Origin of the sequence: Bacteroides sp. MSK.18.37 (assembly GCF_019129155.2) — a bacterium.
GTDB lineage: Bacteria > Bacteroidota > Bacteroidia > Bacteroidales > Bacteroidaceae > Bacteroides > Bacteroides ovatus.
On the sequence record NZ_JAHOIB020000001.1, the window covers coordinates 3314227 to 3330705 of the forward strand.

At 47.1% G+C, this 16479-nt stretch carries 16 protein-coding genes and 2 pseudogenes; 11 read left to right on the forward strand and 7 right to left on the reverse strand.

Features of this window, described 5'->3' with window-relative positions; all coding sequences use genetic code 11:
- Positions 1-213: 213 nt before the first annotated feature.
- The 5 genes and pseudogenes from KSX81_RS13225 to KSX81_RS13240 all read right to left on the reverse strand — a co-directional run bounded on the left by KSX81_RS13225 (position 214) and on the right by KSX81_RS13240 (position 4647).
- Entirely contained in the window at positions 214-2304 is a 2091-nt protein-coding gene (locus KSX81_RS13225) for a type IA DNA topoisomerase (protein ID WP_217725997.1), read from the reverse strand.
- A 55-nt stretch (positions 2305-2359) separates the two neighbouring features.
- Positions 2360-2767: pseudogene (locus tag KSX81_RS29125) on the reverse strand (DUF3945 domain-containing protein); the annotation flags it as partial.
- Positions 2768-2826: 59 nt separating this feature from the next.
- Positions 2827-3913, reverse strand: a pseudogene (locus KSX81_RS13230) (DUF3945 domain-containing protein); the annotation flags it as partial.
- An 18-nt stretch (positions 3914-3931) separates the two neighbouring features.
- A complete protein-coding gene (locus KSX81_RS13235) occupies positions 3932-4282 on the reverse strand; it encodes a helix-turn-helix domain-containing protein (protein WP_217726001.1) in 351 nt (116 codons plus the stop codon).
- 2 nt (positions 4283-4284) lie between these two features.
- Positions 4285-4647 carry a helix-turn-helix domain-containing protein gene (locus KSX81_RS13240; RefSeq protein WP_022233789.1) on the reverse strand — a complete coding sequence of 121 codons (363 nt, stop codon included), beginning with the start codon at positions 4645-4647 and terminating at the stop codon, positions 4285-4287.
- 206 nt (positions 4648-4853) lie between these two features.
- Between KSX81_RS13240 and KSX81_RS13245 the strand changes: the two genes are divergently transcribed.
- Together KSX81_RS13245 and KSX81_RS13250 are read left to right on the forward strand one after the other, a co-directional pair.
- Positions 4854-5147 (forward strand): helix-turn-helix domain-containing protein, encoded by a 294-nt coding sequence (locus KSX81_RS13245; protein WP_217725999.1) that lies wholly within the window; start codon positions 4854-4856, stop codon positions 5145-5147.
- Positions 5148-5177: 30 nt separating this feature from the next.
- Complete coding sequence (locus KSX81_RS13250; protein ID WP_022233787.1) at positions 5178-5480, forward strand: helix-turn-helix domain-containing protein; 303 nt, start codon at positions 5178-5180, stop codon at positions 5478-5480.
- A gap of 69 nt (positions 5481-5549) precedes the next feature.
- Here the strand turns inward: KSX81_RS13250 and KSX81_RS13255 are convergent, their stop codons facing one another.
- Together KSX81_RS13255 and KSX81_RS13260 are read right to left on the reverse strand one after the other, a co-directional pair.
- Entirely contained in the window at positions 5550-5912 is a 363-nt protein-coding gene (locus KSX81_RS13255; protein ID WP_022233786.1) for a hypothetical protein, read from the reverse strand.
- A 12-nt stretch (positions 5913-5924) separates the two neighbouring features.
- On the reverse strand, positions 5925-7166 hold the full coding sequence (locus tag KSX81_RS13260) for a site-specific integrase (RefSeq protein ID WP_217726000.1): 1242 nt from the start codon (positions 7164-7166) through the stop codon (positions 5925-5927).
- Positions 7167-7399: 233 nt separating this feature from the next.
- On the opposite strand from KSX81_RS13260, the gene KSX81_RS13265 reads away from it, so the two are divergent.
- From KSX81_RS13265 to KSX81_RS13305, 9 genes are all read left to right on the forward strand, one after another.
- On the forward strand, positions 7400-8611 hold the full coding sequence (locus tag KSX81_RS13265; RefSeq protein WP_005783299.1) for a site-specific integrase: 1212 nt from the start codon (positions 7400-7402) through the stop codon (positions 8609-8611).
- A gap of 10 nt (positions 8612-8621) precedes the next feature.
- Positions 8622-9014, forward strand: a complete 393-nt coding sequence (locus KSX81_RS13270; RefSeq protein WP_005783298.1) for a hypothetical protein — start codon at positions 8622-8624, stop codon at positions 9012-9014.
- Between the two features lie 317 nt (positions 9015-9331).
- Entirely contained in the window at positions 9332-10573 is a 1242-nt protein-coding gene (locus KSX81_RS13275) for a primase-helicase family protein (protein ID WP_016271898.1), read from the forward strand.
- 276 nt (positions 10574-10849) lie between these two features.
- Positions 10850-11815, forward strand: coding sequence for a toprim domain-containing protein (locus KSX81_RS13280; protein ID WP_217719330.1), 966 nt, complete (start codon positions 10850-10852; stop codon positions 11813-11815).
- A gap of 208 nt (positions 11816-12023) precedes the next feature.
- Positions 12024-13328, forward strand: coding sequence for a MobV family relaxase (gene mobV / locus KSX81_RS13285; RefSeq protein ID WP_215645223.1), 1305 nt, complete (start codon positions 12024-12026; stop codon positions 13326-13328).
- Positions 13329-13581: 253 nt separating this feature from the next.
- Positions 13582-14241: a hypothetical protein gene (locus KSX81_RS13290; protein ID WP_005783287.1), complete on the forward strand. Its 660-nt coding sequence runs from the start codon at positions 13582-13584 to the stop codon at positions 14239-14241.
- 86 nt (positions 14242-14327) lie between these two features.
- The gene (locus KSX81_RS13295) at positions 14328-14948 is read left to right on the forward strand and encodes a hypothetical protein (protein ID WP_117969125.1); all 621 of its coding nucleotides are present in this window, start codon (positions 14328-14330) and stop codon (positions 14946-14948) included.
- A gap of 3 nt (positions 14949-14951) precedes the next feature.
- A complete protein-coding gene (locus KSX81_RS13300; RefSeq protein ID WP_172504097.1) occupies positions 14952-16010 on the forward strand; it encodes an HNH endonuclease signature motif containing protein in 1059 nt (352 codons plus the stop codon).
- A 10-nt stretch (positions 16011-16020) separates the two neighbouring features.
- Positions 16021-16416 (forward strand): hypothetical protein, encoded by a 396-nt coding sequence (locus tag KSX81_RS13305; RefSeq protein ID WP_228767208.1) that lies wholly within the window; start codon positions 16021-16023, stop codon positions 16414-16416.
- Positions 16417-16479 lie beyond the last annotated feature (63 nt).

The window sequence follows — 16479 nt, forward strand, 5'->3', positions numbered from 1 at the left end:
TAGTGATTTGACAAATGTCCGGATATACGGGGAAGGGGAAGAAAAAGGCACCCGGTATCCCTCCGAGTGCCACCACTAAATCCAAAGTCTTGATCAGTATGATGATTTATGAACCTTGAATCAGTGGCAAAGGTAGTCCAATCCGGATGAAATACGAAATAAATTCCGCTGATAATTCATCCGAAAGGCGGATTATCCCTTACTTCCCATTCCTCACTTTCTCTTTTTTGCGGATGCCGCACCGTCCTTTCTCTCCGGAAAGACAAAACCGGTGTTGAAGTCGGCATCAAAGACCAGGGCGGCATCGAAACGCTTGCCCTGCTTGTTCTTGAATCCCTTCAGGACACCCGTCTTTCCCTTTGTCAGCAGTTCCCTGATTTCATCGTCGGTAAGCATCCTGTTGGCTTTCAGCCTGAATATGGGCAGGCCGCATTCCGTGTTGTCGCATCGTACCACCTTGCCGAAGAACTGCATCCTGCCCGTTCCGCACTTGGGACACATGCAGCCGGAATCCTTTTTCCCGAACAGCTTTTCGCACGACAGCAGTTCGGAGGTGATGGATGTCGCATATTCCTCAATCTCCTTGCGGAACTTTCCGGCAGGTACCTCTCCGCGTTCGATGCACGCCAGTTCCTTTTCCCATTCGCCGGTCATGGCTACGTCGGCAATGCGCATGGTCTTGACAATGGAATAGAGGGCAAGCCCTTTTTCTGTGGGCACAAGGCATTTCTTCTGCCTTGTCACATATTCGCGGGCAAAGAGCGTTTCAATGACGGAGGCACGGGTGGCGGGGGTTCCGATACCGCAGTCCTTCAGTGCCTGACGCAGTTCCTCGTCCTCGATTTCCCTGCCGGCCGTTTCCATCGCCGAGAGCAGGGTGGCTTCCGTATGGAGAGGCTTGGGCTTGGTCTTTCCTTCGGTCATGGAACAGCCGCTGAGGTGCAGCAGTTCCCCTTCTTTCCAGTCCGGAAGTATCGTCTCTTCCTGTTCTTCCTTGCAGACGGCACGCCATCCGGCCTGTTTCACTACATCACCTTTGGCTGAGAATACCACACCGGAACATTCCACCGTGACGGCTGTCACGTCCTTCACGCATTTTTCCGAAAAGGCTTCTATCATGCGTCCCGCTATCAGATGGTACACCTTGCTTTCATCTTCGGAAAGGAACAGGGGCTTTTCTCCCGTAACCAGCAGTGCGTGATGATCTGTCACCTTGCTGTCATCAACACTTCTTCGGGTAGGCTCCGGCTTTTGCGGGATTTTGTCGCTCCATTGTGAGAGTCTGCCGATGAAAGCCAGCAGTTTCGGTATTTCCGCAAAGACATCTTCCGGGATGTATCGGCTGCCGGTTCGGGGATAGGTGACGAGTTTCTTCTCATAAAGTTTCTGCGTGATGTCGAGTGTCTGCTCTGCCGTGAACCCGTACTTCGTGTTCGCATCCTTCTGGAGTGTGGTCAGGTCATACAGAAGCGGTGTTTCTTCGATTTTCTCCTTTCGTTCGACTTTCACGACAGTAGCCGTGTTGCTCTCCTTTACATTATTATATAGGGCTGTTGCGGGTGCCTTGTCCTTCCATTTCTCCACCGACGGCATTTTCACGACTTCGTCACTGTCCTGTACTTTTGCCGAGATATGCAGCTGCCAGAAGGCTTCGGGGGTGAAACGGCGGTTTTCCCAATAGCGTTCACAGATCATCGCCAGTGTCGGCGTCTGGACACGTCCCACCGAGTAGGTTCCGCGTCCGGCTGCGATGGACAGTGCCTGCGTTCCGTTTATCCCCACCAGCCAGTCGGCTTCACTTCGGGCTTTGGCGGCATGGTAAAGGTTGTCATACTTGCTTCCGTCTTCAAGTTTTTTCAGTCCCTCACGGATAGCCTTGTCCGTCAGGCTGCTTATCCACAGACGCACGAACGGGACCGTACAGCCGATATAATGATAGAGGTATCGGAATATCAGCTCACCTTCACGGCCGGCATCGGTCGCCACAATAATCTGCTCGCTGTCCTTGAACAGTCTGGTGATGATTTTTATCTGGGCGACCACGCTGCTGTCCGCCTTGTATCCTTTTTCCGTCCTTACCTGTCGGGGAACAAGCGTGAAGGTTTCGGGAATGATGGGCAGATTGCTGCGTACAAAGCCGTGCAGGTTGTATTCTTCCGGCATGGCGGGCTGGACAAGATGTCCGAATGCCCATGTCACATTATAACCGTTTCCGGTCAGATAACCTTCCTCTCGCTTGCCGGCACCCACGATGCGGGCGATTTCACGTGCCACACTGGGCTTTTCTGCTATGATTGTTTTCATACTGATTTGTTTTGATTCTGTTTTTTATGTTTTTGGATTTAGTGGTGTGCGGGGACTATACCTTCATGCCTTTGTTTTTCTTGGGCTTTTCCTGCTGCTGCTTCTGTGCGTCATCCTTCGGGGCTGACTGTCCCTGCTGCAGCGGCTCTTTGATGTTCTTGGTCGCTTCGTTCGTCTTGCCCTCGCTGTTTACGGCTACCTGTGTCCGGCTTTCGTTCGACGGGGCGACTTTCTGGGCATTGTCCGGATTTTCATCGTAGCGGTACGGGCGTCCCTTTTCCGGATTGAACTTGACATACATGATGGCGTGCTGCCCCTGCTTGTCCGTCACGTTCTCCAGTCTGATGGTCTTGCCTGCCTTGTAGTCCGCCTGCTGCTGTTCCGTCAGGGGCTTGCCGCACCATTTGGTGATGCCGCGGATACTGCCGTCCTCGTTCGTCCATGTGTTCCTTTTCTGCTGCTTCGCATCCTGCTTTTCAGCGTCGTTCATGTCCGGTTCCAGTTCCGGCAGTTCCGTGTTGTCCTGTTTCTGTACGGTACGCGGGGACTTTCCGGTGCCCGGCACGAACTCGACTCCGCGCTGTTCCACATTCACCTGCAGGGTCGTTACGAACTTCCTTCCGTCATTGCGTTCCACCAGCTTGTCTTTTACCGGCAGCCCCGCACGGAGCATTTCCTGCTCCTGTTTGGTGATTTCCGTCTTTCCGATTCTTTCCGGTATGCGTACCTTGCTGGCAGGGACATCGGTGATTTCGTTCGTCTTGCGGTCAATGCTGATGTACGAGGGGATAATCTCTCCGGTTTCCTTGTCCACAAGGTCAATCACACGCCCCATGTTGCCGGTAGCCTTCAGGTTCCTTTTGTCGTATTCCGAGAACTTGTGTCCTTTGTATTCGTCAAGTTTCTGTTCCTTGCGGATGAAATGCGGTACAAGACCGATGCTGCCGTCCTCGTTTTTCCTGAATGACAGGCGGGCGTCCAGTTCAAAGGTTTCCTCCCCGAACTTTGGGGACACTTTCACCAGATCCGACTTGCCGTAGTTGAGCATCTTCTGCAGGTCACCGGACTTTTCAAGCTCCTCACGGTCGATGCCCCATTTCTCTTTCAGTTCCTGCCAGTTGATTGAACTCTCGTCAATGGGCTGGTAGCCTTGTCGGGTCTGAGGCTTTTCCTGCGTTTTTTCCTGTTTCTGTTCCATGTTTTCCTGTTTTTGGGTTTCACCCTGTTCCTCTTTCTTCTCTTTTTTCTCTTCTTCCGCCTGCATCTGATAGGGGAATGTGTCCACCTTGTGCGGGGCAAGGATGTCCTTGTTCTGATAGGGATGCTGCAGCAGGTCCTTCATCACTCCCAGGAGCGAATCCACCTGATCCGCCGCTATGCGGTAGAAACCGAAGCGGCTGGGTTCCTTGCATTGCCGGAAGAAGTTTTTGAAAAAGTTGTCGAGCATGTCGCCATGCTTGTCGAACAGTAGAAAATCCTTTGCGTTGTCCAGCCTTGCCGGAGTCCGCTTGGGCGAGCCGTCCGCATTAAGGCCGGCTACCACGCTGATTTCGCCCGTCTTTTCGTCACGGACTATCAGCACGTCCTTTTCGTCGCTTTTCTTTGCCATTTGAATAATTTTTAATTGTTATTTATTAAAGAAATTATGGATACGAGCCTTGTAGAACTCGACATCGTCCTTCTGGAAGTCCTTTACGTGTTCCGACAGGAATTTCAGCACGTCATCTTCGCTGTAATAGGTCTTCTTGCCCAGTATCTTGTAGGGCAGGGCTCCTGTGCTGCGGTAGCGTTGCAGTGACCGTTTGCTTATCTGGAGCAGCAGGCACAGGTCCTGGTTGTCAAAGAGCCGTATCCTGTCCGGCATGTGTTCCCGTTTTTCCGGTGCTTTCAGGGCAAGCAGCATCTCGTCCTGACGTTCAAGCCTTTCAAGGATGGTTTCCATCCACTGCTCGAACAGTTTCTTTGTCAGCAGTTCCATGTTCATGTCCTCCTTCCTTTCGGCTGCCTGCCGTTTCCGGTGGGCAGTCTGCTGTTATGGTGCAGTTCTTCGAGTGTCCTGCCGTCCTCCCGGATGGTATGGGAGTCAAGAATCCTCCGGATTTCCGAGAGCCTGTACTGGCATTTGCGCCGCAGGACCACGTATCTGATACGGTGATCATCCCTCATGCGCTGCAAGGTCCGCTTGCTTACGCCCAGTTCTCTGGCGGCTTCATTCGTGTCGAGAAGCCTGTCCGTATTTTCACGTTTCATCGCCTCCCTGATTTCACGGACATAGCCGGCCACTTCTGCTATCTGTTCCATCATTGCCTTGTATGCGGAACTTTCCATCGTTATCACTTTCATGTTCTGTCTTTTTTTCTTGTTCCTGCGGCAAAGTTCAGCAATAAACAAAAGGGGCTTTAACAACTCACTACGTGGCTCACGTGAGATTTTTTTGAGAAATGGCTCCGTTACCCGGACAAACGGCGCAACAAGTTGCCAGTTAGCGGAATATGGAATCTTTTTCCGCCTGCGCCGTTACCTTTGCACGGAACTAAAATCAAATTCTTATGGAAACGGTATCTATTGAGAAAAAGACCTTCGAGGAACTGATGGCGCAGTGGGACGCCTTTGTGGAAAAAGTGACCGCCTTGCAGCGCAAGGGGGACGGGAAACGCCTTGCCCGTTGGCTCACGGGCGACGATGTGTGTAACCGGTTACGGATAAGCCAGCGCACCTTGCAGAAACTGCGTGACAAGGGATTCATCGGCTATTCACAGATCGGGCACAAGTTCTTTTACAAGCCGGAAGAGGTCAAGCGGCTGATTCCGCTTGTCGGCATAATCCACCCCGGCGGCAAATAACCGAATATTCACCACTAAATCCGAAGTAACATGAACGAGAACAATGAAATCATCACGATGGAAGACGAAAAGGTCGCTTCCATGTTGCAGAAAATGAAAAAAAGCTCCAGATGGCTCAGTGGGTTTCTGGAGAGTTACCGCCCGCCGCTTGACGGTGAGGTGTACCTGACGGACAAGGAAGTGGCAGACCTTTTACGGGTAAGCCGCCGTACTCTTCAGGAATACCGTAACGAACGGCTGCTGCCTTATATCATTTTAGGCGGAAAGGCACTGTATCCCGAATCGGGACTGCGTGAGGTACTGGAAGCGAACTATCGGAAGCCTTTCAGATAGCCTCCGACCAAAAGCAAGAACGGACAGCCGTCATCCGGTTGTCCGTTCTTGCTTGCGTTTGTTCCGTTCTCAGCAATGGCCTCCTTTGGCTATCGGCACAAACAGCATATAGGTATCCTTCTGCTCTTTGGCGTACGCTTTCCGTAAAAGCCACGAACGGAACACATGGGTATAATAGGTATTCAGGCGGAACGCTATCGGTATAATGATTTCAAGGGAATAGACATCGGCATTCAGACCGTTTTCCAGCCGGACATACCGGCACACCTCAAAGTCATTCAGCACGTCCGTTTTCAGGATTGCCCGGATAGCCGCATTCACCGCTGTTGTTGTCACATTGAACAGTTCTCCGATTTCCCATGCCGTCATCCATACATCGTTACCGGTTACGGTTACCGATTTTCCTTCTATGGTAATGATATTTCGTTTCATGATTCTTCTTTTTTAGATGTTGCATCCTTTGAACTCTTCTATGCTGCCAAGACGTGCGACAAGATTTTCCATATCCTGATTGAGCTTTTCTTTTGTAATCTTCGCATAGATTTGCGTCGTCTTGATGCTCTTGTGTCCGAGCATCGAACTCACCGTTTCAATAGGTACGCCGTTTGACAGGAATACCGTTGTCGCCGCCGTGTGGCGGCTCTGGTGCCATGTAAGGTGTTTCGTGATACCGCACCGTTTGGCTACGGCACGTATTCCACAGAGGCAAGTCATGTAATGTGGGACAGGGAATATCCTTCCGTCCTCACACAGTCCGCGGTATTTTTCTATGATTCTTCGGGGCAGGTCCAGTAGGCGGATATTCGATTCCACGCCCGTCTTCTGGCGGTTGATGTTTATCCACTCATGGTTGTCGAAGTATGTACGGATATTTTCCTCACGCAGATTGCGCATATCGGAGAATGACAACCCCGTGAACGCACAGAACAGATACAGGTCACGGTAAAGCTCCTGTTTGGCGTTTTTCAGTTTGCCGTCCATCAGCATACGGATTTCCTCTTTCGTGAGAAACCCTCTTGTCGTTTCCTCTTTCTTGATTTCATATTCACGGAACGGGTCGCGTGTCAGCCATTCATTGTTAATGGCAATGAACACCATTGTCCGTAACGGACACACATAAAGCCAGACCGTATTGGTACAGCAGTGCTTGTCCGTGCGGAGAAACATTTCAAAATCGGAGATAAATGCCGGAGTAAGTTCCTTCAGGGCAATATCCTTCACATGGTATCGGATATTCAGGAACTCTTGCAGGTGCTTGTAAACAACCAGATATTTTGAAAGCGTGGCTTTGGCTTTCATGCCGGCTTCCACCTGTTTTGCATAATCCTCGTTGTGCTGGCGGAACACCTGCATCAGTGTATGGCAGCGGTGTTCCAGTCCGAGAAAGGCATTCTTCACTTTTTCAGCCGTCACAAAATTGTCACGCTCCATAATTTCCTGATAATGCCTGTTGATGCTCACACGCATCTTGTCAAGCAGGCGGTTTGTTTCAAGCGCGGCTGAACTTCTTCCCGTGACACGTCCGCCTTTCGTGTCCCACAATTTGGGATCGACCGAAAGTTTGCTGCTGAACTGCGTCTGTGTTCCGTCCACTGTGATACGTCCCATAACCGGTACTGTACCGTCCTTCTTCACTGCCTGTCTTTTCAGGTAGAAAAATCCTCGATAGAAGCCACACGAAGCCAACGGAGGACAACTATTTAACAGATAGTGATTTATGCGGTATTTCTCATAGCTTTGCAGAATAGGCAAAAAAGCAAAATTACGCGGATTGTAGAAATAGTTAGGTTTCCAAATCGTAACCCCGACAAACCTGCATTTTTAACAACCCAATACTGATTTTGCGCTGTTCTGCAGAGGTTTGCTTTCAGCCATTTGGCGTATGTGAAACTAATTTTGCAACCAAAAAAGCAGACAGTATGAGAGCGACATTCAAAGTGCTGTTCTTCGTGAACAGGAGCAAGGAGAAAAACGGTATTGTTCCCATCATGGGACGGGTGACAATCAACGGGACGCAGGCGCAGTTCAGCTGCAAGTATTCCGTAGCGGTGGAGTTATGGGACACCAAAGCCAACAAGGTGAAAGGAAAAAGCAAGGAGGCTCGGGACATCAACTTTGCCCTTGACAACATCAAGGCGCAAATCATCAAGCACTACCAACGCATTTCCGACCGTGAGGCTTTCGTGACGGCGGAAATGGTACGCAATGCTTATCAGGGCATCGGTACGGAGTATGAAACGCTGCTCCGTGCCTTCGACAAGCATAATGCAGACTTCGCCAGACGTGTGGGCAAGGACAGGACAAAGGAAACCTTATACAAGCATACCATATCCCGCACCCATGTGGCTAACTTCATCAAGTATTACTACAAGCGGAACGACATCGGCATGAACGAACTCACAGAGGATTTTCTGAACCAGTACTGCATCTATCTCCGCAATGAAGTGGGTGTGCAACAATCCACAATCAGACTGTATTGTGCTCCGCTGAGGTCTATCGTGACCCATGCACACAAGAATGGTCTGATACCGAGAGACCCGTTTGCCAACTGTTATGTCAGCGGCGGCACAAAGGAGCGAGAATTTCTAACGGAGAAAGAAGTGCAGACGCTCATGTCGCACCGTTTCGATGACCCTGCAATGACGGTTGTCAGGGATATTTTCATCTTCGGATGCCTGACGGGAATATCGTTCATCGACATCAAGAACCTCACTACCGACAACCTTGTCACTATAAACGGCAGCCTGTGGATTTCATCGGTACGGCAAAAGACGAATATCCCCTTCCGTGTGAAGCTGATGGAGAGTGCATGTAAAATCATAGACCGTTACGAACCGTTCCGCAGAGGAAAACGCCTGTTCAATTTCTATCGGAACGGCTGGACGAATGTTCTGCTGAAACAGATTGCAGCGGAATGTGGGATAAACAAGCATCTGACCTTCCACATGAGCCGCCACTCGTATGCGGTGATGGCTATTTCGAACGGTATGCCGATAGAGAGCGTGAGCAAGGTGCTGGGGCATACGAAGATTACCACCACACAGCATTACGCCAAGATAACCACGGAAAAGCTGGACAAGGATTTTTCCATGCTGGAAAGCAAAATTAGCGACAAGATGAAACTTGTATGAACTTGAAAGCATGAGTATGGAAAGGGTTATCATAACCACAACAGAATATGGTAAGGTAATACTGCCTGATATACCGAATGAAAATGTTTGGATGTCTGAACCGGAATTGGTGGAGCTGTTCGGGGTAATCGCCCCGACACTCCGTGCCGCTGTCAGAGCCGTGTATAAAAGCGGTGTCCTGAAAGAATACGAGGTGCAGAAATATGTTTGCTTGGAAAACGGTTGTTATGCCGATGTGTTCGGCTTTCCGATGATAGCGGCACTCGCTTTCCGTATCAACAGCTTAGGTGCGGAACAGGTGCGCAAAGCCATATTTGAAAGGCTGTACTTGCGAAAAGAGAAAACAAGCATCTTCTTTTCGCTGGTATCCAACAATATGGATTCATTTAATTATCAGGCGTAAAGCCTATTAAGATGGCGACATGAAGTAGTTAAATCTATGTGTATTCCCATTGTCAATAATGTATTTATACGGATAACCACATAGGTGTGTTGCCATTCATTCGTATTAATGTATTTATATTCAGTCCCGAAGAATCAACTGTTTCAGACCTGCTTCTTCGGGATTTTTTGTTTTTACATCTGTTTTCAACCACGAACCATTGATTTTCCTGTCTCGATTCGCTTTTTTCTGCGTTCTGCTGCGTTTTGCTTAACAGGCTGTCCGATAATTGATTATACTTTTGTGGCTGACATTTTATCAAACTAAAATCGAATAATATGACAGCCAAAGAAGAAAAAGACAGCCAGCGACCGCCATCGGACAGCGTCATGGCAAAGGAGGAGTTTATCCGTGTGGGTACGACCCTCTACAAGTTAGTGAACCAGCCCCGACTGAACGGAGGCTATGTGAAGAAGCGTATCGTATGGAACAACGAGACGCTGCGGCAGGACTATGGCAGGGACTATCTCGCTACGGTGCCGAAGTATGACGGCTTCTGCACCGTACCCGAACACGCCAGGTATCAGCCTGTAATCGGCAAGTTCCTGAACCTCTATGAGCCGATAGACCACAGACCGGAAGAGGGCGATTTCACGCATATCCAATCTTTGGTACGGCACATCTTCGGGGAACAGTACGAATTGGGCATGGACTACTTGCAGCTGCTCTATCTGCATCCCGTCCAGAAGTTGCCCATCCTGCTGTTGGTATCGGAGGAGCGCAACACCGGCAAAAGCACGTTCCTTAACTTTCTGAAAGCCCTGTTTCAAAACAATGTCACATTCAACACCAACGAGGATTTCCGCAGCCAGTTCAATTCAGACTGGGCAGGCAAGCTGCTTATCCTCGTGGACGAGGTGCTGCTCAACCGCAGGGAAGACAGCGAGCGGTTGAAGAATCTCAGCACCACGCTCTCCTACAAGATGGAAGCCAAAGGCAAAGACCGTGACGAGATAGCTTTCTTTGCTAAATTCGTGTTGTGTTCCAACAATGAGTATCTGCCAGTCATCATCGACGCAGGGGAAACACGTTATTGGGTGCGTAAGATAGACCGCCTGCAGTCCGATGATACCGACTTCCTGCAAAAGCTGAAAGCGGAGATACCCGCCTTTCTCCATTTCCTGCAACGCAGAAACCTATCCACCGAAAAAGAGAGCCGTATGTGGTTTGCTCCATCGCTTCTGCATACCGAAGCCTTGCGTAAGATTATCCGCAGCAACCGCAATCGGTTGGAGATAGAGATACACGAACTTATCCTTGACATCATGGAAAGTGTCGGCACAGACACATTTTCCTTCTGCCCGAATGATATTCTTGTGCTGTTGGTAAACACGCAGGTCAAAGCGGAAAAGCACCAAGTGAGAAAGGTATTGCAGGAGTGCTGGAAACTGACGCCTGCGCCCAACGGTCTGACATATACCACCTACCAGTTGAACTACAATCGGGAATGTCGGTATGAGCCGATAAGGAGGGTGGGACGCTATTACACCATCACAAGGGAACAGCTTGAATCCCTGTAATTCTATTATTTTTTTGTTGAATTGATGAATAGGAATATAACTATGCTGATAACAAGTGATATACACTCTCAACAAAATCTCAACACTCCAAAAGAGGAGTTGAGGATAACACACCGTCCGACTGTTGATTTCTCTTTTGGCGAGTGGTTTGTTGAGAAGCCGTTGAGGAAGTATAATACTGTATATAAGGATATTAAACTATCCATTCATCAAATCAACGTTTTTCCAACCATCATCAACCCCACTATAATACTAAACCAATTAAAAGACTGAAATATGAACATCCAAGATGCAAAACAAATCAAGATTGCAGACTACCTGCAAAGTCTGGGCTACTCGCCCGTGAAACAGCAAAGCGGCAGCCTGTGGTATAAATCCCCGTTCCGCCGGGAAACGGAAGCATCGTTCAAGGTGAACACCGACCGTAACCTGTGGTTCGATTACGGGCTGGGTAGAGGCGGCAACATCATCACTTTGGCACAGGAACTATATGGCTCGGATTATGTTCCCTATTTGCTCGACAGGATTGCGGAACAGGTACCGCACATCCGACCTGTATCTTTCTCTTTTCGCCGGCAACCATACGAGCCGAGTTTCCAACATTTGGAGGTACGGGAACTTTCGCATCCGGCATTACTGCGCTACTTGCAGGAACGTGGGATAAACACAGCTCTTGCAAAGCCGGAGTGCAAGGAACTGCATTTTATCAACAACGGCAAGCCTTATTTCGCTATCGGCTTCCCTAATGTGGCAGGAGGCTACGAGGTGCGCAACCGATTCTTCAAAGGCTGCATAGCACCGAAGGACATCAGCCATATCCGGCAGCGGGGAGAGCGGCGAGAAAAATGCCTCGTGTTCGAGGGCATAACGGACTATCTTTCATTTCTCACGTTACGGATGAAGAACTGCCCGACCATGCCTGACCTTGACAGGCAGGATTACGTTGTCCTCAATTCGGTTTCCAATGTTTCCAAAGCCATAGATACGCTGCACGGATATGAGCGCATCCACTGCCTGCTCGACAATGACGAGGCAGGGATAAGGGCATATCAGGAACTGAGAAAAGAGTTTTCCGGACGCCTCCGTGACTTCTCCGACAATTACAGGGGCTACAAGGATTTGAACGATTACCTGTGCGGTAAGCCTTTGTCCCAATCGGCAGAGCCGATGAAGCAGGAGCCGCAAGTCCAATCCGCAAGGCGGATAATGCAGCCACCGAAGAAGCGAGGGCTGAAAATGTAGGGAGAGGGACTCAGCAGCCGCACGGATATTTACCGGCGGAAAATACCATAGCTTATTAGGGAATTTTCCGAACCGCATTGCAAGCAACGCTGAAAATTCCCCAATAAGCCAAAGAGGTTGCACCTCTCTGGACTCTCCCGACCAACGGCAGAAGCCGTACAAAAGCAATCATCAATCATTGTTTCACAAACTAAAAAAGAAGTCATATATGGGCTACGCAGTATTACACATGGAGAAAACAAGCGGAACGGATGCCGCCATGTCAGCGCACATAGAGCGCACCATCCGACCGAAGAATGCGGATGCAGGCAGGACGCATCTCAATCGGGAATTGATAAGTTTTCCTGACGGTATTGAAAACAGGACACAGGCTATACAGCACCGGTTGGACACCGCAGGACTGACACGCAAAATCGGCAACAATCAAGTGAGGGCAATCCGTATCCTGCTTACGGGAACCCACGAGGATATGGAACGTATCACCAATGATGGGAGGCTTGATGAATGGTGCAGCGACAATCTGAAATACCTCGCTGACACATTCGGCAAGGAGAATATCGTGTCGGCAGTCCTGCACATGGACGAGCAGACACCGCACATACATGCTACACTTGTTCCCATTGTCAGAGGAGAACGCAAACGCAAGAAGAAGGAGGAACAGGTGAAGAAGCGATACCGCAAGAAACCGACAGACACAGTCCGATTGTGTGCCGATGATATAATGACACGTACCAAACTCAAATCCTATCAGGACACATACGCCCAAGCCATGAGCAGATACGGATTGCAACGTGGCATAGACGGTTCTGAAGCGAAGCACATTTCCACACGGCAGTATTATCGTGATTTGGTGCAACAGACAGAGCAGTTACAGACAGATATAGAGCAACTTCAAGACCGCAGGGAAACGGCACAGGAGGAACTCAGACGGGCGAAAAGGGAGATACAGACTGAAAAGCTGAAAGGTGCGGCAACAACCGCAGCTGCCAACATCGCCGAGAGTGTCGGCTCTCTTTTCGGCAGCAATAAAGTCAGGACATTGGAGAGGGGGAACAGGAATCTGCATGAGCGTATATTTGAGCTTGAAGAAGAAGCCCGACAAAGGGAACAGCAACAGGCAAAGCGCATACAGGAGATAACGGATGCATATGAACAGCGGCATCGCAAGCTGTCAGAGTTCGTGAATTTCGTCAAACGCTATTTCCCGTATGTTGAAAAGCTGATGCCGACAATAAAGTTCTTGCGTGACACTCTGAATTTTGGCGATGGGCTTATCAGGAAACTGTGTGCATTCAAGGACGTTTCAATTAAAGGCGACCTTTATTCTCCCGAGTTCAGGCAGCACTTTAAGGCTGACGGTGCGGTTTGCTCTCTCAAACAGAATACGGAAGGTAATTTCGATTTCAAGATAGACGGAGTTTCGCATGTAAGTTGGTTCAGACGCAGGAAAGATGAGTTTATGGAAGCGTTGGGATTGCCGACAAGGAAACAAAACAGGGGTATTCAGTTGTAAATCAAATAAAGTCCGTGATAGTTGAATGCCATATCACGGATTTTTTGTACTTTTGCACTTGGATTGAGGTGACTCTTTCCAAGACATATTGCTCAATAGCTTCACAATCACCACCGCAAGTAAAAGAGCAAATCATCAATATTGGGACTGCACCCATACGGGCGCAGGCATCCCATATTTGATGATGGTTTGTGGTGAACCGTGAAGCGTATGGCGTATGTCTGCGCTTTTTTGTAACTAAAAAACAAAGAATATGAGAAGAATATTATTAGGAGCTTTGCTCGTTACATTGTTTGCATCATGCAGCAAATCGCTGGAAGATAAGGCGAACACATTGATAGAAGAGGATATAAAGAAAACATTGTATCATCCTGAAACGTACGACCCGGCGGAAACTCAGGTTGATAGCGCATTTACTCCTTTTGATGATCCTGTATTTTATGAAAAAACAATACAATTATGCAAAATAGGGATGTCTATTGATGAATATGACAGAAAGATGAAGAGTGCAAAATCTTCAATGTCTATTTGGAGCGGACCATACCAATCTGCTTATAGCAAGAATGAATATCAAGAAGCAAAAGATGAATATGACGAGAACGCACAGAATAAAAAAAATGCGGAGAAAAAAGCAAAGAAACTTGCAGACGAACTGAAAACCATGCTGGATAAAGAACAGTTGTTTATAGGTTTTAAAGCTCGACATCGTTTTCGTGCCAACAACAATGCTGGGCAAATCGTTTTCGGGGAAATGAAGTATCTGTTTGACAAGGACATGAACAAGATTGTAGCATCATACGACATGGATGATGATGAATATAAGACCGTGCAAATTGTTTATAAGCAGATGCTTGGCGAAGATGTTCAGATTGAGGGCGAAAATTTCGATGATGACGAAGTATTGGAAGAATAAAAGTTGTACAATAAGATGATACACACGTTTTACGATGTTTTGTCGGATGTCATATAACTTTGCATTGTAAAATCAAAACTGTTAATATGACAAACAAAAGAACTATAGGAGAACTCATAGAAAATGAAGTTCGCAAACAACAAATTCCGATTACTGAATTTGCTAAGATGATTTGCTGCCAAAGAAATAATGTTTATGACATTTTTAAACGCAGCAAAATGGATATTGCTCAGTTGAAGCAAATTTCAAAAGTACTGAACCGCAATTTCTTTAAGGAACTTGCCGAGGATGTGGAACTGATAAACGACAGCAAAGAATCTGAAGAAGAGGTAATGAAGCAAAAAGCTGTATCGCAGTTCTTAAATGTCGTACCAGATATACTGCGCAAATTAGGAAAGTCTTCAGCTATAGTTTTCAGTAAATTAGATGAACCTGGATATGAGGATTGCCCTACACCTGATTTTGGATTGTCTGACTATTTTATTACTTTCACTATAGGTGAAACCCTAAAAGAGCGTATAGGTAATTGCGCTGCACTTCCGATAGCTCCTGCCTTTAGCGATGATGGCTGTATGGTAGAAGTATGCACTAATGTTGTTTATAGGTCAGTATGTGTAAATGTAAAATTGGATTATAAAACAGCCGATGAATGGTACAAATTTTTAGCTTTTGCATTTGAAACTTATACAAGATTTGGGAGGAAATAAACAATGAATATACATTCTATTCTGAATGATTATACGGAAATAAAAGAATGTTCTTATAAAGGAGAACATTATTCCGTTCGTGATAACGGAGCTGTATTACGCCATGCACGAGAAGGAAAGCGTATAAGGAAAGATGATAATACGTGGACTTTCGGAAAGCCAAATGAGAATACTGGATATATGGAAATTGGGACAGAACGGGTACATCGAATTGTGGCTTTCGCTTTTCTTGGCGAACCTCCCACACCTCAGCACATCGTTGATCACATTGATACCAACCGCAGGAACAACAGACCTCAAAACCTCAGATGGCTGACAAAGTTAGAAAATGCGTTGAACAATCCGATAACAAGAAAGAAAATAGAATATCTTTGTGGGAGCATTGAGGCTTTTGTGAATGACCCTTCAATAATACAGGAGTTTGTCGATGACAATCCAAATTATGAATGGATGAGAACCGTAACACCGGAAGAAGCAAAAGCCTCTTACGAAAGATTGTGCGCCTGGGCAGAAACAAAAAATAATGAGAAATCTTTAGGCGGAGCTATTGGAGAATGGATTTATACTCCTTATGGAAGGGAAGAGAAGAAATCTCCTTTTGAGAGAGAACAACATAATATAAATGTAACTTCGGAACAAATTGGCAATATGATTAGTATTGATTCGCACACAGCAGATAGCCTGACCGAATCATTAACACCTAATGCCATGCAAAGATATTGGCGTACACCAACAGAATTCCCACTCTGTCCTTCTGAAGTTGGAGATAGGCCACTGACCACTTATCTGAACAATTTGAAAAAAGGTGCTGTCATAACTAAAAATCAATATGCCACACATTTTATAGATGATTTTGCATCATGTAATGATAATCGCCTTGTGATAATCACACATGCAGATGATGGAATAAAGAAGTTCTCAATGATTACTATAACATTTGAGGACGGGAAATACGTGCATGAAGGAACAACGTTCTTTGAGGAACAAGGTGCGCAAAAGGCTCTTACTTTGGCTCAGGGACTTAAATGGGAAGGTGAAGACGGAATAGATGATTATTGTTAATAGACATGATATGAAAAGACTATTTATCATAAGTGCTTTCTTGATGATGTTTTACACATTATACGCACAAACTGTTACAGACTCTGCAACAGTTGTTAGAAGTGTTGATGAAGTTGCAAGATATAAACTATATCCGACAACTAATATGTGGACATTTCTGAAACTTGATACAAGGAATGGTCGTATTTGGCAAGTGCAATGGTCGTTTGAAGATGACAAACGTTTTGAAACAGCACTATCTTTATATTCAGTTGTATGGAAAGACGAAGAAGTCAATGGACGCTTTATTTTATATCCAACAACCAATAATTATAATTTCATCATGCTTGACCAAATTAATGGAAAAACATACCAAGTGCAATGGTCTCAAGAATCTGATAAAAGAATCATCGTGCCAATTGAATGATATATCCAATTATAAAAAAACAGTTAATTATTGGATAACAAAATCCATCCAGCAAATAGTGAG

What these genes read in the sequence shown, in the direction of transcription:
- KSX81_RS13225 (WP_217725997.1), bottom strand. Translation starts at nt 2,304, where the DNA reads ATGAAAACAATCATAGCAGAAAAGCCCAGTGTGGCACGTGAAATCGCC.
- KSX81_RS13235 (WP_217726001.1), bottom strand. Translation starts at nt 4,282, where the DNA reads ATGGAACTGCTGACAAAGAAACTGTTCGAGCAGTGGATGGAAACCATC.
- KSX81_RS13240 (WP_022233789.1), bottom strand. Translation starts at nt 4,647, where the DNA reads ATGAAAGTGATAACGATGGAAAGTTCCGCATACAAGGCAATGATGGAA.
- KSX81_RS13245 (WP_217725999.1), top strand. Translation starts at nt 4,854, where the DNA reads ATGGAAACGGTATCTATTGAGAAAAAGACCTTCGAGGAACTGATGGCG.
- KSX81_RS13250 (WP_022233787.1), top strand. Translation starts at nt 5,178, where the DNA reads ATGAACGAGAACAATGAAATCATCACGATGGAAGACGAAAAGGTCGCT.
- KSX81_RS13255 (WP_022233786.1), bottom strand. Translation starts at nt 5,912, where the DNA reads ATGAAACGAAATATCATTACCATAGAAGGAAAATCGGTAACCGTAACC.
- KSX81_RS13265 (WP_005783299.1), top strand. Translation starts at nt 7,400, where the DNA reads ATGAGAGCGACATTCAAAGTGCTGTTCTTCGTGAACAGGAGCAAGGAG.
- KSX81_RS13270 (WP_005783298.1), top strand. Translation starts at nt 8,622, where the DNA reads ATGAGTATGGAAAGGGTTATCATAACCACAACAGAATATGGTAAGGTA.
- KSX81_RS13275 (WP_016271898.1), top strand. Translation starts at nt 9,332, where the DNA reads ATGACAGCCAAAGAAGAAAAAGACAGCCAGCGACCGCCATCGGACAGC.
- KSX81_RS13280 (WP_217719330.1), top strand. Translation starts at nt 10,850, where the DNA reads ATGAACATCCAAGATGCAAAACAAATCAAGATTGCAGACTACCTGCAA.
- mobV (WP_215645223.1), top strand. Translation starts at nt 12,024, where the DNA reads ATGGGCTACGCAGTATTACACATGGAGAAAACAAGCGGAACGGATGCC.
- KSX81_RS13290 (WP_005783287.1), top strand. Translation starts at nt 13,582, where the DNA reads ATGAGAAGAATATTATTAGGAGCTTTGCTCGTTACATTGTTTGCATCA.
- KSX81_RS13295 (WP_117969125.1), top strand. Translation starts at nt 14,328, where the DNA reads ATGACAAACAAAAGAACTATAGGAGAACTCATAGAAAATGAAGTTCGC.
- KSX81_RS13300 (WP_172504097.1), top strand. Translation starts at nt 14,952, where the DNA reads ATGAATATACATTCTATTCTGAATGATTATACGGAAATAAAAGAATGT.
- KSX81_RS13305 (WP_228767208.1), top strand. Translation starts at nt 16,021, where the DNA reads ATGAAAAGACTATTTATCATAAGTGCTTTCTTGATGATGTTTTACACA.